The sequence below is a fragment of the Streptomyces sp. NBC_01275 genome (genome assembly GCF_026340655.1).
Lineage (GTDB): Bacteria > Actinomycetota > Actinomycetes > Streptomycetales > Streptomycetaceae > Streptomyces.
In genome coordinates, this window is sequence record NZ_JAPEOZ010000001.1 from 7,171,338 (window position 1) to 7,195,381 (window position 24,044).

Sequence of the window (24,044 nt, forward strand, 5' to 3'; positions counted from 1 at the left end):
TCCCCCAAAAGTGCGTTAGTGAACGCTCGCGTTCACTGGCGCGTCAACGGTAGTGAGTCCCCACTAGTGAACGCAAGCGTTCACTTGCGGCGAGCGCCTGTCGGCGTCCCCCTCGTCGCTGCCGCGTGGCAACGCACTCCTCCCCGAAATCCCCGCTCCTTCTGCTCGCTGGAGACATTCAGATGGTTACTGTGCGCTGGACGGCCGCCCCCGTTCGGACGGCCTCTCCCCGCCGGCGCGGCGCCGTGCTCGAACGCGCGATTCTCGATGCCGCGCTCGAGCAGCTGGGCACCGTCGGCTGGAACGGCCTCACGATGGAGGGTGTCGCCTCCGGGGCTCAGACCGGCAAGGCGGCGGTCTATCGCCGCTGGCCGTCCAAGGAGGACCTCGTCGCGGACGCCTTGCGTGCCGGGCTGCCCCGGCTGGACGCGGCGCCCGACCTGGGAGACGTGCGCGAGGACCTGGTGGCGCTCTGCCGCCAAGCCCGCGAAGCGATGTTCTCCCGTCCCGGTTTCGCGTTGCGTTCGGTAATTCACGAATGCGATCCCGCTCGGGCTGAGCGCTTCCATGCGCTGATCAGGGAGGGGGTGGTGGAGCCGACGGTCGAGCTGCTGCACGAGGTCATCAACCGCGGAATCGAGCGGGGTGAGGTGCGGCCGGACGCGGCGAACAGCTACGTCTTCGATGCCATTCCAGCCATGATGATGTACCGATCAAAGATGTACACAAGCGAATGGAGTGATCACGAACTCGAGGAGATGGTGGACCGGCTCATGCTGCCGCTGCTCCGGATCCACGCCCCCTGAGCAGGGTCTGGGCGCACCCGCCGTCGGTCGGCGAGGGGCTGCGGGAAACCGGGGTGTCGCGAGGGGATCCCGGCGGCGTACCCTAAGGTCGCCATGCCGTACGAACCACCTACTCACACCGTCGAGCGCTCCCTCCGCGCCACGACCGGAGCGAAGGTCATTGCCGGCGTCGACGAGGTGGGCCGCGGTGCGTGGGCGGGACCCGTCACCGTCTGCGCGGCGGTCACCGGACTGCGTCGACCGCCCCAAGGCCTCACCGACTCCAAGCTGCTCACCGTCAAGCGGCGCACCGAGCTTGCCGACGAACTGCGCAAGTGGGTGACGTCGTACGCCTTGGGGCATGCTTCGCCGGAGGAGATCGACGGCATGGGGATGACGGCCGCGCTGAGACTCGCGGCCGGACGCGCACTGGAAGCGCTGCCGGTCCGTCCCGACGCGGTGATCCTCGACGGGAAGCACGACTATCTCGGCGCCCCCTGGAAGGTCCGTACGGTGATCAAGGGCGATCAGTCGTGCGTGGCGGTCGCGGCGGCCTCGGTGATCGCCAAGGTTCAGCGCGACAAAATGATGGCCGAACTGGGTATCGACCATGCAGACTTCGGTTTTGCGGCCAATGCCGGGTATCCGTCGCCCGTGCACAAGGCCGCACTGGAGGAGCGGGGCCCCACCCCGTACCACCGGTTGTCGTGGGCGTATCTTGATGCGCTGCCCCAGTGGCGGCACTTGAAGAAGGCCCGCAGCTGGGCGGATGGAAACGCTCCGGAGATCGAGGGCCAGCTCGGCTTCGACTTCTGACGATTCCGCTCGCACTGATGTGCCACCCACTGGCGCGAGCCGCACCAACGTTTGATAAATAACAGCTCATGCCTCTCATTCCCGAGGAGCCTCAGATTCACGAGAGTGCCCAGGGTCCCCGCGCCACTCCGGCCAGCGGCCGCACCGCGCCGACCCCTCGCCCCGTACCCGGCCCCCGTCCCGTGGCGCCGCCGCGTCCCGGTCGGCCCGGACCTCTCCGGCCCACGCCGCCGGTGCAACGCGCGCCGCGTGACGTAGCCGCCAAGCCGGGGCCCTCGGCCCCGGCCGCCCCTGTCCCTGCCACGCCCGCCGCGGCGACTCCTCAGGTCCAGCTGATCCCGGCCTCGGCCGAGGGGGCGCTGGACGCCGCCGAGGAGGCCGTGGACCTGCTGCTGGACTCGGGGCGCGCCCCAGGCGACCTGCTGGTGATCACCACCGGCGAGCAACACGCCTGGGCCGCCCACGAGCTGTCCTTCGGCGAGACCTCCTACTGGGCGCAGCACGACGCGGGAGACGACGTCTTCTACGCCGATGCCGGCAACGTGGGCCGGGCGGCTGTGCGCCCTGTCGTCGTGGTCGCCGTCAACGGCGGTTCCGACGCCACTGCTGCGACCGCCCTGCCCTTGGCCCTCGCTCGGGCCGGCGCCCTGCTGATCGTCTGCGGAGACCCGCAGCGGATCAACGCGGTGCTGGGCACGGGCGTCTGAGCCCGCTCCGGTAGGCCGGGAGGCCTCGGGGCGCCCGGAGGCGTCGCAGTTGCGACACCTCCACGGTGTGCTTTCGCGCGCGCAGATGAAGGGAGTCTGGGCGCGCGCACGTCGGCGTGCCCGAGGCCCGACTCTCCGGCATCGCCCTGGGCAGGGGCGACGCGCGAGGATCCCGGATCGCGGACGCGGTGCCGACGAGGCCCCGTGTCCCTCTCCGTGTCTTCCTTCGCGGAGGTACGGAGACGCGACCGTGGTGACGCTGGCCGGCAGTCCGTCTTGTCTGCCTTGTCTGCGGGGGTGGCGCACGCGTCGTTGCGGTGGCGGGGTGTGCCGATCCGATCCGATCCGATCCGATCCGAGCCGTGGCGTCGCGTACGCGTCATCGCGGGCGCTTCCCCGTGTCGAGCAAGGGCCTGCGTCAGAAGGGCTCGAAGGCTTCCCCGCCGTACAGCCGCATGGCGCGATCGGCCCACGCCCGAGCGCGGATGCCCCCGGGCCGCCTGCTGGGATCCGCTGGGTCCGCCGGGGTCCGCGTCAGGCCGTTCGCCTTCAGCGGGCGGCCGCGCGACGCAGAACCTCCGAGGCGGCGCCACCGGTCCGTGGGAACGGGGGTGGCGCCTCGGACAGGGCGAACGGCTCCGGCGCGGAGTCCATGTTGGGGCGACGCCCTCCGCGTCCCTCGCCGAGAACCTGCCAGCCGTCCCGGGTCAGCGTGATGTACGCCCCGCAACGCAGTCCATGGAGCGTGCAGGCATCACGCAGGCCCCACATCCAGGCCCCGTCCTCCTCGGTCCAGCGCGCGTCGCCGTCGCGGCAGTAGAGCAGCACGGCGGTGCGCACCGGAGTGCGGCGGCGCAGGTCGTGCGGGATGACCCTGCGGAGCTGGGCGAGCAGCGCGTTGCGGAACATCCAGCCGTCGGCCGGCGCCTGGCGGCGGGTGAACGAGGCGCTTGCGCACACCCGTTCGTCCGGGTCGAGTACGGCCACGATCGCGGTGGCCGGTCTGGGCCGGTGCCGCGAGTGCAGACCACTGACGACTTCCCGCGGGTTGCGCAGCAGCGGGATGCCGGCCGCGGCCCACTCCGCAGGCTCGAGCAAGCGGTTGGCGGACGCGGTGGACGTGGACGTCGACAACGATGCCGCCGAGGACGGAGCGAATCCGAAGGTCACGATCCTCCCTTCGGCTACGGCCCACACTGCGGGCGGGTCGGATTCGGGGGAGCGCACGCCGCAGCAGAGCCCTACCGGAGTACGGGCCGGCCGTGCGGGGAGCGGACCTCAATTCTTCCTGTCGAACTTGGATGCGGCAACGAGCAATTGGGGCCACCGACCGTTATGTGGCCGTACAGGTCTTATATCCCTACCCAGTGATTCGCGGAACGACGCCTGAGCCAGCCGTGCACGCCTTGTGAGCGCCCTTGGTGTGTGGGTTGCAGGGCACTGCGGCTGCGACCGCAGCCAGGGCGGGCCCCGTGTTCGGGAGTTGGAGCCTCAGACGGCACCGCGCGCCGGGTCAGCCCTGTACAGCCAGGACGAGGGGCAGCACCCCCTGTGCGCCGGCGCGCTGGAGCATCCGGGCCGCGACCGCGAGAGTCCAACCGGTCTCGGTGTAGTCGTCCACGAGCAGGACGGGCCCCCGGGCTTCGACGAGCACGGCGGCGAGCGCGGGCGGCACCTCCAGCAGGCCGTCGAGCGCTTTCAGCCGTTGGGCGCTGTTGCTCCGGGAGACGGGCGGGGCGTCATCGGCGTACTCCACCGTGCCCAGCAGCGGCAGGCGGCCCACCTCCGCGATGCGCGCGCCCAGGGAGTGGATCAGCCGGGGACGCGTGCGTGAGGCGACGGTGACCACGCCGATCGGGCGCGGCTGGGCGTCGACCGCTCCCGAGGCCCAACCGCCGGGCCCCTTCGCCCAGTCGGTGAGCACGGTCACCACGGCCCTCGCCACATCGTCCGGCACGGGTCCGTCGGGGGCCTGGGCGGCGAACATCGGCCGCAGCCGATTGCCCCAGCCGATGTCCGACAGACGCCCCAAGGCCCGCCCGGTCGCCGCCTGTTCACCGGCCGGAATGCGCCCCTTGAGCTCCATGCCGATCGCCGGGAGGCCGGTCGGCCACATCCGTCGGGCTTCCACCTCGACGCCCGCGCGGCCCAGATCGACGCGTGCGGCGTCCAGCGCGGCCGTGGACGTGTCGGCCGTGTAGCGGGCTCCCGCGCAGTTGTCGCACCGCCCGCAGGGCTTGGCGCCGTCGTCGTCGAGTTGGCGCTGCAGGAACTCCATCCGACAGTCCGTCGTCGACGCGTAGCGCCGCATCGCCTCCTGCTCGGCCCTGCGCTGGCGCGCGACCCAGTCGTATCGCTCGGTCTCGTACGTCCATGGCAGACCGGTCGCGAGCCAGCCGCCCTTGACCCGCTTGACCGCCCCGTCCACGTCGAGGACCTTCAGCATCGTCTCCAGTCGGGAGCGGCGCAGTTCGACCAAAGGCTCGAGGGCGGGCAGGGACATGGGCCGCTCCGCGCGTGCGAGGACGTCCAGCGTGCGGCGCACCAGGTCCTCCGACGGGAAGGCCAGCGACGCGAAGTACTCCCAGATCGCCTCGTCCTCCTTCCCCGGCAGCAGGAGCACCTCGGCGTGCTCGACGCCGCGTCCGGCGCGGCCCACCTGCTGGTAGTAGGCGATGGGGGAGGAGGGCGAGCCAAGGTGCACGACGAAGCCCAGGTCGGGCTTGTCGAAGCCCATCCCGAGGGCGGAGGTGGCGACCAGGGCCTTGACCTTGTTGGCGAGCAGATCCTCTTCTGCCTGCTGCCGGTCGGCGTTCTCCGTCCGGCCCGTGTACGAGGCGACGATGTGCCCGCGCTGCCGGAGGAACGCGGTGACCTCCTCGGCGGCCGCCACGGTGAGCGTGTAGATGATCCCGGAGCCGGGCAGTGCGTCGATGTGGTCGGCGAGCCAGGCCATCCGGTGGGCTGCGTCGGGCAGCCGCAGCACGTTCAGGCTCAGGCTCTCCCGGTCCAGTGGGCCGCGGAGCACCAGGGCGTCCGAGGTGCCTCCGGTGCCGAGCTGTTCGGCGACGTCGGCGGTCACGCGCGCGTTGGCGGTCGCGGTGGTCGCGAGCACCGGAACGCCCGGTGGGAGATCGTTGAGCATGGTCCGCAGCCGACGGTAGTCAGGCCGGAAGTCGTGGCCCCAGTCCGAGATGCAGTGCGCTTCGTCGACCACGAGCAGCCCGGTCGCGGCGGCCAGGGCGGGCAGCACCTGGTCCCGGAAGTCCGGGTTGTTGAGCCGCTCTGGGCTGACCAGCAGGACGTCGACCTCGCCCGCGGCGATCTCGGCCTGGACGGTCTCCCACTCCTCGGTGTTCGAGGAGTTGATCGTCCGTGCGTGGATGCCGGCCCGGGCCGCGGCCTCGACCTGGTTGCGCATCAGGGCGAGCAGGGGGGAGACGATCACCGTGGGGCCCGAGCCGCGGGCCCGGAGCAGCGAGGTCGCCACGAAATAGACCGCGGACTTGCCCCACCCCGTGCGCTGGACCACTAGGGCCCGGCGCCGGTCGGCGACCAGCGCCTCGATGGCCCGCCACTGGTCCTCCCGCAGCCGGGCCGCGCTGGTGGCGTCGCCGACGAGGCGGGCTAGGACGGTGTCGGCGTCTACCCGGAGATCCGTGTTGCTCGTGTGCTCCATGCCTCCCATACAACAGGACGCCGCTGACAATCCGGTCATGGTGGAGGCGGGGGCAGGAGCAGGGAAACGCTGTGGCGTGCCCCCGCGGCCCGCTTGACCTGCGGCGGGCCGTCTCGCTGGCGTGTCCCTGACCGGAGTTATCCACAGGGTAAAGCGGAACTTCGCAATCCGCGAGATCGTCGGCGCATGACGAATCACAGCGAAACCACTGGATCCTCCGAAAACGGCGACATCACCGGCCGTCACGGACATGGCGAAGGAGCGTCGTACGACGACGGGTCCACGGCGTACGTCAGCCACACGCCGTACGACGGTGACGTCGCGTACGACGGAGTCCCCGCCGCCCACCAGGTCACCCTCCGTTCTCCGGGCGAGCTGGCCGACGCCCTGCCCTACCTGCTGGGGTACCGGCCGGAGGACAGCATCGTCCTGGTCGCCCTGCACGACCGGGGCGGCCGGGGCCGGTTCGGCGGCCGGGCTCGACTCGGCATTCCCTCGAGCCCGGACGACTGGGCGGCCGTCGCCCAGCAGCTCGCGCAGGGCCTCGTGAAGGGAAGCGAACGCCGAGGCACCCGCCCCGCGCAGATGGTCGCCTACCTCTGCCAGGAGCCGGTGAAGGGTGAGACGGGGCGTCAGGTCATGGAACGACTCAAGCCGCTGGCCCAGCACCTGCGTCTCGCCTGCGGTCAGCTCGACGTCCCGGTGATCGAGGCTCTGTGCATCGCCGACGGCCGCTTCTGGTCGTACTGCTGCGGGCGTGAGGGCTGCTGCCCGGTGGACGGAGTCCCGATGGGCCTGCCCGGCACCTCCGTACTGGCCGCGGCCGCGACCTACGCCGGAATCCAGGTCCGCGGCACCCTGCGCGAGCTGCGCGCCCGGCTGCTGCCCCTGGAGACCGGCGCCGCGCTGGACCAAGAGGCCTCCCTGGACGCCGCCGGCATGGCCCTGGTTCCGAGGATCCTCGACGAGACGAGTCGCCGCGCGGTGGCCGATGAGACGGTCGAGCTCGCCGCACGGGTCATGCGGCGCTTCGCCGAGGCGCCCCTCGTGTCCGGTGCCCTCATCGCGGACCGCCGAGACGACGAACTGCTCGGTATCGACGAAGCCGCGGCGCTGATCCTCGGCCTTCAGGACCGTGTGACGCGCGATCGCGCCGCGGAGTGGATGGAGGGCGACGAGGCCGCTCCCGCACTGCGCCTGTGGCGGGCCCTGGCACGCCGCTGCGTCGGCCCCTACGGCGAGCACGCGGCGGCGCCTCTCACCCTCGCCGGCTGGGTCGCCTGGTCCAGCGGCGACGAACTCGAAGCCAGGGAGGCCCTTGCCATGGCCCTGGGCGCGGACCCCGACTATCTCTTCGCCCGCCTCCTGCACCAGGCCTGCAACGAGGGCCTCGATCCCGAGTCGGTACGACGGTGCCTGCGCTCCGAGCGTGGGGGAAGGGCGGGACAGGAGGACCTCGAAGCGATGTGCGCCGACTCTCCCGACCAGGTGAGCGGACTGGACCGCTCGGACCGCTCGGACCGCTCGGACCGCTCGGACCGCTCGGACCGCTCGGACCGCTCGGACTACTCGGACCGCTCGGATGAAGTGAACGATGTGTCAGAACCTGCGGCAGCGCCCCTCGTCCCGGCTGTCGGCCGCGCACGTCGTCGTGCCCGTCCTCATGCACCGACGACACGCACCACGCGGCCTGATGCCACCAGCCGGGGCGGATCACGCCCGCGCACCGAGGGGAAGGGCTCCGCACGACGCCGTGACACCTGCACGGAGGGTGTGCGGTCCGATGGCGACGACCTCGGCGGGCAGGGGTGAGCGCCCCCACCGGCGCGACGAGGACAGCGCCCCCAGGCCCAGGCGGGCAGCCTTCGACTCCCCCGGCCAGGGAGCCTTCGAGGATCGCAGCGGATGCAGCGGGGAGAACGGACCGTCCCGCCCTGCCCAGAGCCACCGCCCGCCTGCCTCGCCCCACCGCCATTCGGTGGGGCCCTTGGATCACAGGCGTGACCTGGGTGAGTCCCGTCCCGTTCACCTGAGTGGCGGAACGCCTGCACTTGGCGTGCCGCCGCAGCGCACCTGCCCTGCCGGAGCCCTCCGCCGGCACCGTCCCTGTCCGAGGCGCACAGAGAGCAGAAGAAGTCACCGCATGCATCAGCAGACTCAGCCCTCCACCGCCGACGAACACCCTGGCCGCAGCACGTCGGCACCGCCCCCCGCAGCAGGCGCTGACCAGCCGCCGGGGGACGGGTCGGGGTCGCAGGGGACCAGGTTTCCCGGAAACAGCCGACGCTCTGCTCCCCCTGTCGGACCGGCGGGCGGTCCTGGTCCGTCCCCGCGTCAGGGCCAGGTCCAGGGCCAGGTCCAAGAACAGGGCCAGGGCCAGGGCCCCGGCATGCGTGGCGCGTCCTCCTTCCCGTCCACCGGAACAGCGCGCCGCCTGTCTCCTCCCACCCCCAGAAGCGCCGGATCGTCGACCGTGTCGACCGCACCCACCGCGCCGCGCCGCTCTGCCGACCTGCCGCCCACCCACACGGCGATGATCTGCGTCGCTCTGCCGGGCCTCGCCATCTCCACGGAGCAAGGGCAGCTGACCGGCCGGGGACTGGAGGGGTTCTACCGTGCGGGTCGGCGCATCCTGGCCCGTTGCCAAGTCCGGGTCGCCGGACGTGAACCCCTGGTGGTCCAGGCCCGGATGACGTCGTCCGACCGGGCCCGTTTCATCGGGGCTCTGCGCGTCACGCCCCACGGCGGCCCGGATCCGGACGTCGTCGTCGAGCGGACCCGCTGCGCGGACGGCACCGAGCGGATCACCCTGCACAGCGCCGCCGCCCGGCCGTTGCGCCTCCCGGTCGAGGTGGCTCTCGGCACGGACCTGGCCGACCTCGGGGCGATCGCGTCCGGTGCCCAGGGCCCCGAACTGCCCGCCAGCGTCCATGACTCCGGCCTGCGCTGGTCCTGCGCGACCGGGACGTCGTACGTCACCGCCGATCCGCCACCCGCGGACGCGCTCGCCTCCGCCGGGCTGTTGCGCTGGGAGGTGGACGTGCCTCCTGGAGGGAGCGTGTCCGTGCACCTGACGGTTCGGCTGGAGGGTGCCGGCCCCGTTCGTGCCGTGGGCCGCGCGGCGACCAGCCCCTTGGCTCCCGCACGCGCCACGGGCGACGATCCGCGTGTCCAGGGGCTGCTGGCCACCAGCGTCGAGGACCTGCAGGCCCTGCTGGTGCGCGACCCCGCACACCCCGTGGACACGTACCTCGCGGCGGGGGTGCCGTGGCGTTGCGGGCTGGCCCCGGCCGAGGCGCTCGCCGCGGCCCGAATGACGCTGCCCCTAGGCACCCGGCTCGCCGCGGGCACGCTGCGCACCCTCGCCCGGACCCAGATCACCGGCCAGGGCCCGCGCGTCGGCGTGATCCCCGGCCCGCGTCGGGACGCGGGGGCACACCTGCCGCCGGGGTGCACCGGGACGGAGGCCACGCTGCTCTTCCCGGCACTCCTCGCGGAGGCCCGTCGATGGGGGCTGCCCGACCAGGAGACGGAGGAACTGCTGCCGGCGGCCGAGCGCTGCCTGACCTGGCTGCGGACCGCCGCCGGAGAGGGGCCCTATCTGTCCGACCCCCAGCCCAGCGGGCCCGTCCGCTGCGAGACACAGGCGCATGCCCACCGGGCGGCGCTGCTCGGAGCCGATCTGCTCGACTCCTGCGGCAGACCGGGCGGCGGAGCGCTGAGGCAGTGGGCGCAGACACTGCGGGCCGCGTTCCGGCAAGACTTCTGGATCGACGACCCCGGCGGCGGCCGGCCCGCGGCCGCTCGTACCCCGGACGGGCGGCCGGTGCCCCTCCTCTGCGCGACCACGGTCCACCTCCTCGACACCGGTCTGCTGGGCGGCGGCCGGCAGGCCCCCGGGCTGCTCGACAAGGTGCAGACCGAACAACTGGCCCGGCTGCTCGGGAGCCCCGTCATGGACTCGGGCTGGGGACTGCGGGGCCTGGGCGCAAAGGAAGCGGGCTACAACCCCTTCGGCCATCGCAGCGGCGCCGTACGGGTCCATGAGACGGCGATCGCCGTCGCGGGTCTGGCCGCCGCAGGATACGAGAAGGAGTCCGGTGCGCTGCTGCGAGGCGTCCTGGCGGCATCCGAGGCCTTCGGCCATCGCCTCCCGGAGATGTACGCGGGGGAGCGGCGCACCGACGGGAGCGCCCCTCTTCCCCACCCGGCCGCCTGCCGCCCCGCCGCCACCGCGGCGGCCGCCGGAGTCCTGCTGCTGACCACCCTGGCCGGCATCCGGCCCGACGCCCCGGCCGGGACGGTCACCCTGCGCCCCCTGCACAGCGCACCCCTTGGCGAGATCGGTCTGACCGGATTACGGGTCGCGGGCGCCCCCTTCTCCGTACGGGTCAGTCGGCTCGGACTCGCCATGGTCGAGGAAGGTGTCGACGGGCTGCAATTGGGAGTGTGACCTCGTAGGACGTGGCACAGGAGGGGAGCCGGGACGGCTGTGACAGCCGTGCCCGACCGGAGCGGACCAGCCGGCGAAGCGGCCGGAGAAGGGAGTGTTTATCGTCAGGAAGACGACTATGATCGCCGCATGCCCTACGACCCGTCAGCCTTTCCGCCCTTCGCCGTCACCGTGGACCTGGTCGTGCTGACCGTGCGCCGCCATGCCCTGTGCGCGCTGGCGGTGCGCAGGGGCGAGTCGCCGTTCCAGGGACGGTGGGCGCTGCCGGGCGGCTTCGTACGGGACGACGAGGACCTCTCCCAGGCCGCGGCGCGCGAACTGGCCGAGGAGACCGGACTGCGCGCCCACGACCCCTCCACTCCGGCTCAGGACAACGGCGCCCATCTGGAACAGCTCGCCACGTACGGCGACCCGAAGCGCGACCCCCGGATGCGCGTCGTCAGCGTCGCGCACCTGGCGCTCGCCCCGGACCTCCCCGCTCCGCGCGCCGGCGGCGACGCCAGCAACGCGCGCTGGGCCCCCGTCGAGGAGCTGCTGCAGCAAGGTGGATACGGCCGTGACGGCGAACCCCTGGCACCTCTCGCCTTCGACCATGCCCAGATCCTCTCCGACGGGGTGGAACGCGCCCGTTCGAAGATCGAGTACTCGTCGCTGGCCACCGCGTTCTGCCCCACCGAGTTCACCGTGGGGGAGCTGCGCCGCGTCTATGAAGCGGTGTGGGGTGTGGCGCTCGACCCCCGCAACTTCCACCGCAAGGTGACGGGCACGCCCGGATTCCTGGTCCCCACCGGCGGCACCACCACACGCCAGGGCGGCCGCCCCGCCCAGCTCTTCCGGGCCGGCGGCGCGACCCTGCTCAACCCGCCGATGCTGCGGCCCGAGGTCTGACGACGCCGGTGACGCGTCGGTGAGGACGGCCTGTCGCGGCCGCCGAGATCGGGCCGGCCGGCCTCGTTCGCCCGCGGCTCGGTGAATCCGTTGGCGGCTGGGGCGGTCGGCGTCATGGCCGTCGGCAGGGTGAACAGGACCGGGCGTCTTGATCAAGCCTGCGCAGTCGACCGTGCGGTGACCGGAAAAATCGGATATAGGGCGCTATCTTGCTACGGGTGATCCAGGCCTTCGGACTGACCAGCAACCCCCGCAAGGCGCTTCCGCCCGCCGTCGACGACGTCTCCTTCGAAGCGCGCGCGGGGCGCGTCACCGTGCTGCTCGGAGCGCCGGGCGCGGGTAAGACCACGGTGCTGAGACTCATGCTCGAACTCCAACAGGGTCGTGGCCTCACCTACTTCAGAGGCCGCCCCCTGCACCGCATCGCCCACCCCTCGCGCGAGGTGGGCGTCCTGCTGGGCGACGTACCGGGGCACCCGTCCCGCACCGTCCGGGGCCATCTGCGCATGCTGTGCGCGGCCGCCGGCGTTCCCGCCCGGCGGGCCGACGAAGTGCTCGAGGTCGTCGGGCTGGTCAGCCTGCGCGACGAACGTCTCGGCACCCTCTCCCGCGGCATGGACCGACGGCTCGGCCTGGCCTGCACCCTCCTCGGCGACCCGCACACCCTCGTGCTCGACGAGCCGGTCCGCGGTCTCTCCGGCCGCGAAGACCGTTGGCTGCACGGAATGCTGCGCGCGCATGCGGCCCAGGGCGGCACGGTCCTCATGACCACGGCCGATCCCAAGGAGGCCGCCCGTACCGCGGACCGGGTCGTCACCCTGGAGCAGGGCAAGCTCGCGGCCGATCAGGAGGTCGCTGACTTCGCTCGCACCCGGCTGCGTCCCCGGGTGGCCGTCCGCAGCCCCCACGCCGCCCGCCTGGCCGCCCTCCTCGCCAAGGAGGCCCGTACCGCCCACCGCTCCGTCGAGGTCGTGCAGGAGGACGGCAACCGGCTCTCCGTGTACGGCAGTACCTGCGCGCACGTCGGCGAGACCGCGTTCCGGCACGGCATCCTCGTCCACCAACTCGCCGACGAGACGGGAGACATGGGATCGGGGCCGGGAACAGGACCTGAGGACCTGGCACGGACGTCCGTCGAGAGCGGCCCGGTCCCTCCGAGCGGTGAACAGATCGGTGAACAGACCGCTGAACAGACTCAGGTCGACCCCCCTGCGCCGAGCGCCGAGGACGTGGAAGACGCCGACGGTTCACGGGCACCGAGCGGCGCGCGGGAGGACACCGCCGCTCGCACCGCACTCACATCCGACGGCGAACCGCTGCCTTCCCCCGAGCCTGACCGGCCGACCGACCCGTCCCCTTCCGACGGCACACCGGCCTCCGAGGGTGAGGTCGAGATGGAGGGCGAGGGCGTGTCCGAGGGGGACGACGAAGTCGAGGGTGAGGACGAGTCCGAGGGCCAGGACGAGTCCCGGCCCGAACCCGATACCGCCGACAGTCCGACGGAGACGGACGCCCCGGGTGCGCCGCCCCTCGCCCCCGCCGACGATGAACCGCGACCCACGCCCGAGGCAGCCACCCCCGCGGACGCGTCAGCGAACGAGCTCCACCAGCCCGACGAAGCCGGCACTACCACTGCCGCCGCCCCAGCCGTCCATCACCCCGTCTCAGCCTCCCCGACGTCACCTGTCACCTTCTCGACCTCGCCCGCACTCCGCCCGCCGACGCCCCGCGCCCTCGACGCCCTTTCCACTCTCCCGCCCCCCATCGCCGTACGCTCGGCTCCCAGTCCCCTTCGCCCCCTTCGCTACGAACTCCGGCGCGCCACCGGGATCAGCACCAGCTTCGTCACCGGCGCCGTCGTGCTGCTCGTCTCGGCCCTCACCGCCGTGCTCCTGGCCCGCATGGGGCACACTCCGCAGGCGCGGCTGCTGGCCGCGTGGCCCGTGGAGCTGCCGCTGCCGCCGGCGGCGCTCGGTGCGGGGCTGCTCGGCGCGCTCGCCTTCGGAGACGAGTTCCGCCATCCCGCCCTGGCCGCGGACCGCGGCACCGTGCCCAGGAGACTGGGTGTGCTCACCGCCAAGCTCCTCGTCGCCGCGCTCACCGCGCTGATGCTGGCCTTCCTCACCGTGGGCTGCAACGCCGAAATGCTCTATCTCGTGTACGGACGGGAGCTCGCGCAAGTTCCCGCGGACTGGCTTCCGCTGAGCGCGAGTTGGCTCGGCCTCGTGATCGGCTGCGCCTGGGCCGGCGTCCTGGCCGCCGGAGTCTTCCGGTCCGCCACGGCAGGACTCGCCGCGGTGGTCGCCGTACCGGTCGCCGTCGTCCCGGTCGTGCAGAAGTCCGTGGAGGGCGCGTCCGTGCGGACGGCGGCCGGGTTCTCGATGCGGCTGCGCGAGACGCTTCTGGTGCAGTGGCCCTTCGGGGGAGAGCGCTATCTGTCCGCCGTGGCAGGGGTGATCGCCCAACCCGTCGGCGGAGCACTGACGTTGTCGCTGGCCACTTTGCTGTGTGCGTATCTGCTCACGACCCTGCGGAGCAGGGTGCGATGACGACCGTCCGAGCCCATCCGATCCTGGCGTGTGCACAACTCCCCGGAGAAAGCCCATTTCTTTCCGATAAGGCGTCAATTGCGACGGGGTGAGCGATCACCCTTTCGTGTGCTTTTCACCAAAGACCTCAAGGGAGTTGGAGACAGAGCCGACAAAGGATCCGTGAGTACCCTTGCGCACACCATGATGACCGCCGCCCGCTCCACCGACTCCGGTCTGGCCGGCCCGGGCGAACTCGACCGCTACCCCTACGCCGAGACCCCTGCCGTCGACCGCATCGGAGCTTCCGTCTGGGAGAGCGCGGAGCCCGAGCTGGGCCGCGTGGGCCGGCGCAGTGCGGGCAGCCGCGGCCGCGGACTGCACGGCCAACTCGTTCAGCAACTGGGCCAGATGATCGTCTCGGGTGACCTGGGCGCCGACCGTCCGCTCGTGCCCGAGGAGATCGGCCAGCGCTTCGAGGTCTCCCGCACCGTCGTCCGTGAGTCGCTTCGCGTCCTGGAGGCCAAGGGCCTGGTCAGCGCCCGGCCGAACGTCGGCACGCGCGTGCGTCCCGTCAGCGACTGGAACCTCCTCGACCCGGACATCATCGAGTGGCGCGCCTACGGTCCGCAGCGCGACGACCAGCGGCGCGAGCTGAGCGAGCTGCGCTGGACGATCGAGCCGCTCGCCGCCCGCCTCGCCGCCGGACACGGGCGCGAGGACGTCCAGCAGCGACTGGCCGACATGGTCGAGATCATGGGGCATGCCATGGGGCAGGGCGACGCGCTCACCTACTCCCGGGCCGACGCCGAGTTCCACAACCTGCTCATCCAGGTCGCAGGCAACCGCATGCTGGAGCACCTCTCCGGGATCGTGTCGGCCGCCCTCCAGGTCTCCGGCGGCCCGGTCACGGGCTGTGACCGGCCGAACGAGGCATCGCTGGGGCATCACGGCAGGATCGTCGACGCCCTGGCGGCGGGCGACGGCAGCGGGGCCGAGACGGCCATGCGTCAGCTGCTCACCGTTCATCCCGAGGTGGAGCGCGTCGTACCGGCGCCGCGCGAACACTGACCGCACACCGTGGGTGGTACGGCCCGGGGACGCCCCCCCTCCTGTGTCGTCCTCGGTCGCTTCCCCGCCCTCCCGTCGGACCCCGCAGAGCCCGTCACGGGACCTGCGGGGTCCGACCGCGCAACGGGGTCGGTTCGGTCGTGGCAGCCCGCCGGACGCCAGGGGTGACCTCTTCTGCCCTTCTCTGACCGCTTTTGAGCGGTTACGGGGTGTGACTCGGGCCACGAAGATTGGGCGTAACGCTTGTGGGAACAACGCGATGACCTAAGAGGTGACAGCCGCGGAGGGAATACGGACGCCGTTCAAGGCGCTGTGCATCTTCCCGGCCCCCGCCCGCGCCGTCGGCCCACCCCCAGGCCGGTGGTCGGCTCCTGTCCACTGTGGACGGGGCCGGAAGCCGTTTTCCAACGTTCCGAGAGGTTGTTCGTGTCGGCCAGCACATCCCGTACGCTCCCGCCGGAGATCGCCGAGTCCGTCTCTGTCATGGCGCTCATTGAGCGGGGAAAGGCTGAGGGGCAGATCGCCGGCGACGATGTGCGTCGGGCCTTCGAAGCTGACCAGATTCCGGCCACTCAGTGGAAGAACGTACTGCGCAGCCTCAACCAGATCCTCGAGGAAGAGGGTGTGACGCTGATGGTCAGTGCCGCGGAGCCCAAGCGCACCCGAAAGAGCGTCGCAGCGAAGAGTCCGGCCAAGCGCACCGCCACCAAGACGGTCGCGGCGAAGACGGTGACCACCAGGAAGGCCACCGCCACCACGGCCGCCCCGGTCGCGCCCGCTGTCGACGATCCCGCAGAGGAAGCCGCCCCCGCCAAGAAGGCGGCTGCCAAGAAGACGACCGCCAAGAAGACGGTCGCGAAGAAGACCGTCGCCAAGAAGACGGTGGCCAAGAAGACCACCGCCAAGGGCGACGACGCCGAGCTGGTCGAGGAAGAGGTCCTCGAGGACGCTCCCAAGCCTGGTGAAGAGGAGGAGGAAGGGGCCGAGAACAAGGGCTTCGTCCTCTCCGACGACGACGAGGACGACGCGCCGGCGCAGCAGGTCGCCGTGGCCGGCGCCACCGCCGACCCCGTCAAGGACTACCTCAAGCAGATCGGCAAGGTCCCGCTGCTCAACGCCGAGCAGGAGGTCGAGCTCGCCAAGCGCATCGAGGCGGGCCTGTTCGCCGAGGACAAGCTGGCCAACGCCGACAAGCTCGCGCCGAAGCTCAAGCGCGAGCTGGAGATCATCGCCGAGGACGGTCGCCGCGCCAAGAACCACCTCCTGGAGGCGAACCTCCGTCTGGTGGTCTCCCTGGCCAAGCGTTACACCGGCCGCGGCATGCTCTTCCTGGACCTCATCCAAGAGGGCAACCTCGGTCTGATCCGTGCGGTCGAGAAGTTCGACTACACCAAGGGCTACAAGTTCTCCACGTACGCCACCTGGTGGATCCGTCAGGCGATCACCCGCGCGATGGCCGACCAGGCCCGCACCATCCGTATCCCGGTGCACATGGTCGAGGTCATCAACAAGCTCGCGCGCGTGCAGCGCCAGATGCTCCAGGACCTGGGCCGCGAGCCCACCCCGGAGGAGCTGGCCAAGGAACTCGACATGACCCCCGAGAAGGTCATCGAGGTCCAGAAGTACGGCCGCGAGCCCATCTCCCTGCACACGCCGCTGGGCGAGGACGGCGACAGCGAGTTCGGTGACCTCATCGAGGACTCCGAGGCCGTCGTCCCCGCGGACGCGGTCAGCTTCACGCTGCTGCAGGAGCAGCTGCACTCGGTCCTCGACACGCTGTCGGAGCGCGAGGCCGGCGTCGTCTCCATGCGGTTCGGTCTCACCGACGGTCAGCCGAAGACCCTCGACGAGATCGGCAAGGTGTACGGCGTCACGCGCGAGCGCATCCGCCAGATCGAGTCCAAGACCATGTCGAAGCTGCGCCACCCGTCGCGTTCGCAGGTCCTGCGCGACTACCTCGACTAGGTCGCTCTCGCGCGACACGTCGTGGCGCTACGACGCGGAAGGCCCGGTTCCCGATCAGGGAACCGGGCCTTCCGGCTGAGGTGCGCGGGTGCGGGGCGCCGCGCACTGGATCACTCTGGGTGTCCACCGATCACTCCAGAGTGAGGAGTCCTGCATGCGTCGTCCCTTGGTCCGGGCGCTGGCCCGGCCGTTGGCCCTGGCGGCCGCGGCGATCGCCATACCACTGCTCTCAGCCGCCCCGGCGGCCTCCGACGACGTCGTCGTGGGCGGCCTTCCCGTCGATGTCTCCCAAAGCCCGTGGACGGTCGCGCTGTCCAGCCGTGACCGGTTCGGAGGCATGCGGTCGGGACAGTTCTGCGGCGGCGTGGCGGTCAGTACGACCCTGGTGCTCACAGCGGCCCACTGCATGGGCGAGGACGTCCTGGGAGCGCCGCCGGGCCGGGCGCGCGACCTGAAGGTCATCACGGGCCGTACAGACCTGTACACGGCCGCGGGCCGGGAGATCCCCGTCCGCGCCGTCTGGGTCAATCCGGCCTACGACAGTTCCAGTAACGCCGGGGACTTCGCCGTGCTGACGCTTGCCGAGCCCATCCCGGCAGCAGAGGTCATCGGTTTGGCCGCCGCGGGCGACGCGGCGTACACGCCCGGAACGGAAGCCACGGTCTACGGCTGGGGCGACACCACGGGGTTCGGCGCCTACGCCCACAGCCTGCGAGCCGCCCGCGTCCATGTGCTGGCCGACGCGCTCTGCCAACGGGCGTATCCCGGCTCGACGGACGGCACCTACCTCGCGCAGACCATGGTGTGCGCGGGAGAGGCGCGGGGCGGTCGCGACGGCTGTCAGGGGGACAGCGGCGGGCCGCTGGTCGCACAGGGGCGGCTGATCGGACTGGTGTCCTGGGGCAGCGGCTGCGGGAGGCCGGGGAGCCCAGGCGTCTACACGCGCGTCTCGGACGTCGTGCGAGCGCTGACTCCCGGCGGTGGTGCCCGGAGGCCGCACACGGCCCGCTGAGGGCGCTCGAAACGGCCCGCTGAGGGTGCCCGAAGGGGCTGTGCCGTCCCCGTGGAGTTCTTCACCACGGGGAGGCCTGCAACGCCCATGAGAACGGGCGGCCGCCCTTGTTTCCAGGGGCGGCCGCCCGTGCGCCGGCCTATGCCGGTTCTGGCTCGTCGTCGACGTGCAGGATCAGCGCTCTTCCTCAGAGGCGGATGCGGGAGCGGTCGTCAGCCGCTCCGTCTCGTCCTGTATCTCAGCGGCGATCTTCTTGAGTTCCGGCTCGAACTTGCGGCCGTGGTGGGCGCAGAAGAGCAGTTCTCCGCCGCTGAGCAGGACGACGCGCACGTACGCCTGGGCGCCGCAGCGGTCGCAGCGGTCAGCGGCCGTCATCGGGCTCGCGGGGGTCAGAACAGTAGTCACGTCGCCTCTTCTCTAGCTCGACGAGCTGTCGTACCAGGGTCAACATCCAACCAGCCCCAAAACGTTCCCGCTCGTGGCTTCTCCTCGAAAAAATCTTTCCAGGTGGCCGTCTGCTGCCGGTTTGGCGGCGAATGTGCCGTATTGCGTGTCTGTGGTGCTTACGGGTTCGCGCTGTCGGTCATGGTTCGGTCCTCCCGGCTGGGTTGCCGGTTTGTTCATGAGGACGTGCCCGGAGCCTAAATGGTTCATGCGTCGAAGGGAACGTGATATGTACTTCACTCCATCGAGGGATCGAACACTCATGCGACGCTGGACTAGTCTGAGTTGAGACGAGGGTGGCGTTACAACGGCTCTACCAGGCCTCGGTACCCTCTTGGCGGCGAATGAAGCCGCGCCCTTACCCAGAAGGGCCCCACCTGAAATTCAGCGAGGAGCGAACCGCGTGACCGCCGAGACGTCCGTGCCGTCCACAGCGCTGCTGACAGGAGCAGACCGGGACGGTTCCAACTACACCGCGCGGCACCTGCTCGTCCTCGAAGGTCTCGAGGCCGTGCGGAAGCGCCCGGGTATGTACATCGGCTCGACCGACAGCCGTGGTCTGATGCACTGCCTGTGGGAGATCATCGACAACTCCGTCGACGAAGCCCTCGGTGGCTACTGCGACCACATCGAGGTGATCCTCCACGACGACGCCTCGGTCGAGGTGCGCGACAACGGTCGTGGCATCCCCGTCGACGTCGAGCCCAAGACCGGCCTCTCCGGGGTCGAGGTCGTCATGACCAAGCTGCACGCCGGCGGAAAGTTCGGCGGCGGCTCCTATGCCGCCTCCGGCGGTCTGCACGGCGTCGGCGCCTCCGTGGTCAACGCCCTGTCGGCCCGCCTCGACGTCGAGGTCGACCGCAGTGGCAACACCCATGCGATCAGTTTCCGGCGCGGCGTTCCCGGCGCCTTCGCCGCGGACGGTCCCGACGCCAAGTTCGAGACGGGCGGCCTGCGCAAGACCAAGCGGATCGCCAGGACCCGCACCGGCACGCGCGTGCGGTACTGGGCCGACCGGCAGATCTTCCTCAAGGACGCCAAGCTCTCCCTGGAGCACCTCCACCAGCGCGCTCGCCAGACCGCGTTCCTGGTGCCGGGCCTGACCCTCGTCGTCCGTGACGAGTACGGCCTCGGAGAAGGCGGCAGCAAGGGGGAGGAGTCCTTCCGCTTCGACGGCGGCATCAGCGAGTTCTGCGAGTACCTGGCCACCGACAAGGCCGTCTGCGACGTCCTCCGCTTCACCGGGCAGGGCACCTTCAAGGAGACCGTCCCGGTCCTGGACGAGCACGGCCAGATGACCCCCACGGAGGTCACCCGCGAGCTCGGCGTCGACGTGGCGATGCGGTGGGGCACCGGTTACGACACGACCCTCCGGTCGTTCGTCAACATCATCGCCACGCCCAAGGGCGGCACCCATGTCGCGGGCTTCGAGCAGGCGGTCGCCAAGACGATGAACGAGGTGCTGCGCGCCAAGAAGCTGCTGCGCGTCGCCGAGGACGACATCGTCAAGGACGATGCCCTGGAGGGCCTGACCGCCGTCGTCACGGTCCGTCTCGCCGAACCCCAGTTCGAAGGTCAGACCAAGGAGATCCTGGGCACCTCGGCGGCCCGCCGCATCGTGAACACCGTGATCTCCAAGGAGCTCAAGGCGTTCCTGACCTCCACCAAGCGTGATGCCGCAGCTCAGGCGCGCGTCGTCATGGAGAAGGCGGTCGCCGCCGCGCGAACGCGTATCGCGGCCCGGCAGCACAAGGACGCGCAGCGCCGTAAGACGGCCCTGGAGTCCTCGTCCCTGCCCGCCAAGCTCGCCGACTGCCGTAGCGACGACGTCGAGCGCAGTGAGCTGTTCATCGTCGAGGGAGACTCCGCGCTCGGTACGGCGAAGCTCGCCCGGAACTCCGAGTTCCAGGCGCTGCTGCCGATCCGGGGCAAGATCCTCAACGTCCAGAAGTCGTCCGTGACCGACATGCTCAAGAACGCCGAGTGCGGCGCGATCATCCAGGTCATAGGGGCGGGCTCCGGGCGCACCTTCGACATCGACGCCGCCCGCTACGGCAAGATCATCATGATGACCGACGCCGACGTCGACGGCTCCCACATCCGGACCCTGCTCCTGACGCTCTTCCACCGCTACATGCGGCCCATGGTCGAGTCGGGCCGGGTGTTCGCCGCGGTGCCCCCGCTGCATCGCATCGAGCTCGTCCAGCCCAAGAAGGGCCAGGACAAGTACGTGTACACGTACTCGGACCGTGAGCTGCGCGACAAGCTGATGGAGTTCCAGAGCAAGAACGTCCGCTACAAGGACTCGATCCAGCGCTACAAGGGTCTGGGCGAGATGGACGCCGACCAGCTGGCCGAGACGACGATGGATCCGCGCCATCGCACCCTGCGTCGCATCAACCTCTCCGACCTGGAGTCGGCGGAACAGGTGTTCGACCTGCTCATGGGCAACGATGTGGCCCCGCGCAAGGAGTTCATCTCCAGCTCGGCGGCGACGCTGGACCGGTCACGCATCGACGCGTAGGCGCTCCGCTCGGCTGCCCTTGGCTGCGGCTCGGCTCCGTTCAGGGGCCGGGCCGTTGGTCGGGTGGTCGGGGGTGGACGACTGGGTTGGATGGCGCTGAGCTGGCTGGGGCTGCGTGCCGTCGGCTGGGGCTGCCTGAGCGCGGCCGGATTCGGTGATCGGCTCCGGGCGGGGACTTCGGGTTGGGCAACCAGCCCGGGTGCCGGGTGCCGGGACGCGACCGGCGGCCTGCTCGGGGTGACCGGCTGCGGAGCGCGTTCCGGCGGTCGGGCCGACCGGGCCGGACGGGCTGACCGAGCCGGACAGCCGGGCCTCGTGGCCGGGCTGATCTGGTGCGAGCGCGCTTGTGTCGGTGAGGCCCGCTCGGCGCTGCCATCCGGTCCGACCACCTCACCCAGTCTGTCCGGCCCGGTCGGCTCATCCGGCTCATCCGGCTCATCCGGCCCGTCTGGCTCATCTGGTCCGTCTGGTCCGTCTGGCTCACGCCGTCCGTCCGGTCGGCCCGCCGACCCGGGTTCTCTGCCCGGTGCCCAGCCTGTTCGGTCCGCCCGCCGGGCGAGAGGACGAGGCTGCCGGCCAGTCCGCGACCAGCGGTGTTCAGCAGGGTTCTCCACCCAGGGGTGGAGCTCCTGACCTCCCCGAATCCACCCATGATCCACCCTGGCTCCGATCTGCGGACCTGCACGATTCCGTAGCGTCGAAGGCGTCGGCAGCGCTGGCTGTCGGCATCGTCTTCCCGCTCACGGAGGCAGCGATGTCCGGGCTAGTCAACACACTGGTGATCGTGGCCGTGGTCGCACTGGTGATCGTGCGGCAGTTCCGCGCAAACCGCGTCGACACGGACCGCCGATGGTGGATCCTGCCCGGCGTCCTGGCCGTCATAGCGCTGCGTGACCATGGTCTGCTGGATGCTCATCACCACACCGCTTCGGTGCTGCTGATCGCCGCCGAGCTGACGGTGGGCCTGGCGACCGGAGCCGGCTGGGCGTGGACCACCCGGGTCTGGGTGGAGCCGGACGGCGCGGTGTGGAGCAAGAGCACCAAGGCGAGTGCGGGCGTCTGGGGCGTCGGCATCGGTCTGCGCCTGGGTCTCTTCGCGTTCGGCGCGCTGCTGGGCGTCCACCAGAACAGCTCGGCCCTGCTGCTGGCGCTCGCGGGCACCCTGCTGGTCCGCTCCGGGATCCTGAGGTGGCGCGCACAGTCCCTGCACCGGTCGTCCGCGTCCGCGCACCAGCCCTCCGTACACGGCACGGCGTACGGTGACCACGAGGTCCGGTCCGCGTGGAAGGAGCGCGTGTGACGGAGAACGCCTGGACCCGCTGGCCCTCTCGGGAGGCGCTGGACCGCAAGCAGGTCACCCGGCCCAGGCGGCTGCTGGCCTGGTCCGTCCGGCTGCTGGTGCTCGGGGCGCTGCTGTGGAGCGCCTTCCACGACAGCCGCGTCCATGGATGGGGCGCGGTCGCCGGCGTCGGCGGAGTCCTTGCGGCAGGTGCGTTGGCCTGGGCCTTCTTCCAGACGACACTTGACCACCGACTGTGGTCGTCCATGGCGCTCATCCTCCTGTTGCTGGGGCTCGCGGTCGGGGCCCAGGCCGCCGGCTTCCGGTCTCCGGCCGTCGTTCTGTGGTGCGGGTGCGCCATCGCTGCGTTGGAGCGGCTGCCGCTGGGGGCCGCGCTGCCCGTGGCCTCGGTCGGCCTCGCCGCCTTCGCCGCGGTGGACGACGACGTATGGCTGACCACGGCCGCCGCCATCGGGGGCATGGCCCTGGCGGGATACGCACTGCGTCTGGACGCCGAAGCTCGGGGCAGCGCCCAGCGGCTGCTCGCCCAGGAGCGTGCGGCGAGGGCGGCCGAGGCGGAGTCGGCCGCGCTCGCGGAGCGGTCCCGTATCGCCCGGGAGATCCACGACGTGCTGGCGCACAGCCTGTCGGCGCAGCTCGTGCATCTGGAAGCCGCCCGGCTGCTGATCGAGCGGGGTGCGGACCGCGATCGGATCCTCGAGCGTGTGGTGGCGGCTCGCGGGATGGCACGCGACGGTCTCGACGAGACCCGGCAGGCGCTGTCCGCGCTGCGAGGCGAGCTGACGCCGCTGGAGGACTTCCTGACCGACCTCGTGCGGACGGCCGAGGGCGCCGAGGTCACTGTCGGGGGTGAACGCAGAGCGCTGCCGGCCGAGGCGTCCCAGGCGGTGCGCAGGGTCGCCCAGGAAGCCCTGACGAACGCCCGCAAGCACGCCCCGGGGGCGAAAGTGCGGGTGCGGCTGGAGTACGGCGCCCATGAAGTGACTCTGGACGTGCGGGACTCGGGGGGTTCGCCGGGGGAACTCGCCCAGGCGGGCGGCGGGTACGGTCTGTTGGGGATGCGGGAGCGTGCCGAGCTGCTGGGCGGGTCGCTCGACGCCGGACCGGACGAGGAAGGATTCGTGGTGACGCTGAAGGTGCCGGTATGACGGAGGAGGCGGAGATGAAGACCGCCCGGGTCGTGGTCGCGGACGACCAGACCGTCGTCCGGGAAGGCATCGTGATGCTGCTCGGGCTGCTGCCGGGGGTCGAGGTCGTGGGCGCCGCCGGGGACGGGAACGAGGCGGTGAGGCTCGTCGCTGAGCTCGCTCCGGACGTGGTGCTGATGGACCTGCGTATGCCCCGCTGCGACGGGGTGGAGGCCACACGACGCATCCGGGCCGAGCATCCCGGAACGCAGGTCGTGGTGCTCACGACCTATGCGGACGACGAGTCCCTGTTCCCGGCGCTGAGAGCGGGGGCGCGGGGATATCTCACCAAGGACGCGGGCGGGGACGAGATCGTACGGGCCGTGCACAGTGTCCTGTCCGGGGACGCGGGGCTGTCGCCGAGCGTTCAGCGTCGGCTTCTGGAGCGTCTGTCGGCGCCGGAGCCGGAGCCGGTGGAGGCCGCCGTCCCGCCGGACGGGCTCACGGTGCGGGAGACGGAGGTGCTGATGCTGATCGCCGAAGGGCTCGACAACCAGGAGATCGCCCGCAGGCTCCATGTGTCCACGGCGACGGTGAAGACCCACATCAACAACATGTTCGCCAAGACGGGACTCAAGGGTCGTGCCCAGGCGGTGCGTTACGCGTTCGGCAAGGGGTTGGTGCGACCGCCTGCAGGGTGAATGGCTTGTTGGTCACCTGATGGGGTGAAGTACGCAGGGAAGAG

Annotated in this window: 17 protein-coding genes; 14 read left to right on the forward strand and 3 right to left on the reverse strand. The window is 71.1% G+C overall.

Annotated elements, in window-relative coordinates; all coding sequences use genetic code 11:
* Positions 1 to 182 precede the first annotated feature (182 nt).
* From OG562_RS31860 to OG562_RS31870, 3 genes are all read left to right on the forward strand, one after another.
* Positions 183 to 806, forward strand: coding sequence for a TetR/AcrR family transcriptional regulator (locus OG562_RS31860; RefSeq protein ID WP_266404101.1), 624 nt, complete (start codon positions 183 to 185; stop codon positions 804 to 806).
* 93 nt (positions 807 to 899) lie between these two features.
* Positions 900 to 1,601, forward strand: a complete 702-nt coding sequence (locus OG562_RS31865) for a ribonuclease HII (protein ID WP_266404102.1) — start codon at positions 900 to 902, stop codon at positions 1,599 to 1,601.
* Positions 1,602 to 1,669: 68 nt separating this feature from the next.
* Positions 1,670 to 2,308 carry a hypothetical protein gene (locus tag OG562_RS31870; protein WP_266404104.1) on the forward strand — a complete coding sequence of 213 codons (639 nt, stop codon included), beginning with the start codon at positions 1,670 to 1,672 and terminating at the stop codon, positions 2,306 to 2,308.
* A gap of 549 nt (positions 2,309 to 2,857) precedes the next feature.
* Here OG562_RS31870 and OG562_RS31875 read toward each other — a convergent pair.
* Both OG562_RS31875 and OG562_RS31880 read right to left on the reverse strand, forming a co-directional pair.
* A complete protein-coding gene (locus OG562_RS31875) occupies positions 2,858 to 3,478 on the reverse strand; it encodes a hypothetical protein (protein ID WP_266404106.1) in 621 nt (206 codons plus the stop codon).
* A gap of 343 nt (positions 3,479 to 3,821) precedes the next feature.
* Positions 3,822 to 5,987: a RecQ family ATP-dependent DNA helicase gene (locus OG562_RS31880; RefSeq protein WP_266404109.1), complete on the reverse strand. Its 2,166-nt coding sequence runs from the start codon at positions 5,985 to 5,987 to the stop codon at positions 3,822 to 3,824.
* Positions 5,988 to 6,173: 186 nt separating this feature from the next.
* Here OG562_RS31880 and OG562_RS31885 point away from each other — a divergent pair, with 186 nt between their 5' ends.
* From OG562_RS31885 to OG562_RS31915, 7 genes are all read left to right on the forward strand, one after another.
* The gene (locus OG562_RS31885) at positions 6,174 to 7,799 is read left to right on the forward strand and encodes a DUF4192 domain-containing protein (RefSeq protein ID WP_266404110.1); all 1,626 of its coding nucleotides are present in this window, start codon (positions 6,174 to 6,176) and stop codon (positions 7,797 to 7,799) included.
* A gap of 721 nt (positions 7,800 to 8,520) precedes the next feature.
* Positions 8,521 to 10,440: a glycogen debranching N-terminal domain-containing protein gene (locus tag OG562_RS31890; protein ID WP_266409633.1), complete on the forward strand. Its 1,920-nt coding sequence runs from the start codon at positions 8,521 to 8,523 to the stop codon at positions 10,438 to 10,440.
* Between the two features lie 129 nt (positions 10,441 to 10,569).
* Positions 10,570 to 11,328: an NUDIX hydrolase gene (locus tag OG562_RS31895; RefSeq protein WP_266404111.1), complete on the forward strand. Its 759-nt coding sequence runs from the start codon at positions 10,570 to 10,572 to the stop codon at positions 11,326 to 11,328.
* Positions 11,329 to 11,546: 218 nt separating this feature from the next.
* A complete protein-coding gene (locus OG562_RS31900) occupies positions 11,547 to 13,877 on the forward strand; it encodes an ATP-binding cassette domain-containing protein (RefSeq protein WP_266404114.1) in 2,331 nt (776 codons plus the stop codon).
* A 162-nt stretch (positions 13,878 to 14,039) separates the two neighbouring features.
* Positions 14,040 to 14,927 carry a FadR/GntR family transcriptional regulator gene (locus OG562_RS31905; protein WP_266404117.1) on the forward strand — a complete coding sequence of 296 codons (888 nt, stop codon included), beginning with the start codon at positions 14,040 to 14,042 and terminating at the stop codon, positions 14,925 to 14,927.
* Positions 14,928 to 15,353: 426 nt separating this feature from the next.
* The gene (locus OG562_RS31910; RefSeq protein ID WP_266404120.1) at positions 15,354 to 16,892 is read left to right on the forward strand and encodes an RNA polymerase sigma factor; all 1,539 of its coding nucleotides are present in this window, start codon (positions 15,354 to 15,356) and stop codon (positions 16,890 to 16,892) included.
* Between the two features lie 154 nt (positions 16,893 to 17,046).
* Positions 17,047 to 17,904, forward strand: coding sequence for a serine protease (locus tag OG562_RS31915; RefSeq protein ID WP_266404123.1), 858 nt, complete (start codon positions 17,047 to 17,049; stop codon positions 17,902 to 17,904).
* A gap of 174 nt (positions 17,905 to 18,078) precedes the next feature.
* Here OG562_RS31915 and OG562_RS31920 read toward each other — a convergent pair whose 3' ends face one another.
* The gene (locus tag OG562_RS31920; protein ID WP_266404125.1) at positions 18,079 to 18,309 is read right to left on the reverse strand and encodes a hypothetical protein; all 231 of its coding nucleotides are present in this window, start codon (positions 18,307 to 18,309) and stop codon (positions 18,079 to 18,081) included.
* Positions 18,310 to 18,751: 442 nt separating this feature from the next.
* Between OG562_RS31920 and OG562_RS31925 the strand changes: the two genes are divergently transcribed.
* The 4 genes from OG562_RS31925 to OG562_RS31940 all read left to right on the forward strand — a co-directional run bounded on the left by OG562_RS31925 (position 18,752) and on the right by OG562_RS31940 (position 24,000).
* Positions 18,752 to 20,872 carry a type IIA DNA topoisomerase subunit B gene (locus OG562_RS31925; RefSeq protein WP_266404126.1) on the forward strand — a complete coding sequence of 707 codons (2,121 nt, stop codon included), beginning with the start codon at positions 18,752 to 18,754 and terminating at the stop codon, positions 20,870 to 20,872.
* A 754-nt stretch (positions 20,873 to 21,626) separates the two neighbouring features.
* The gene (locus OG562_RS31930; protein WP_266404127.1) at positions 21,627 to 22,172 is read left to right on the forward strand and encodes a DUF1453 domain-containing protein; all 546 of its coding nucleotides are present in this window, start codon (positions 21,627 to 21,629) and stop codon (positions 22,170 to 22,172) included.
* Complete coding sequence (locus tag OG562_RS31935) at positions 22,169 to 23,320, forward strand: sensor histidine kinase (protein ID WP_266404128.1); 1,152 nt, start codon at positions 22,169 to 22,171, stop codon at positions 23,318 to 23,320. Before OG562_RS31930 ends, OG562_RS31935 begins: the two co-directional genes overlap by 4 nt.
* Complete coding sequence (locus tag OG562_RS31940) at positions 23,317 to 24,000, forward strand: response regulator transcription factor (protein ID WP_266404129.1); 684 nt, start codon at positions 23,317 to 23,319, stop codon at positions 23,998 to 24,000. The genes OG562_RS31935 and OG562_RS31940 overlap by 4 nt, the downstream gene beginning before the upstream one ends.
* The last annotated feature ends 44 nt before the right edge of the window (positions 24,001 to 24,044 follow it).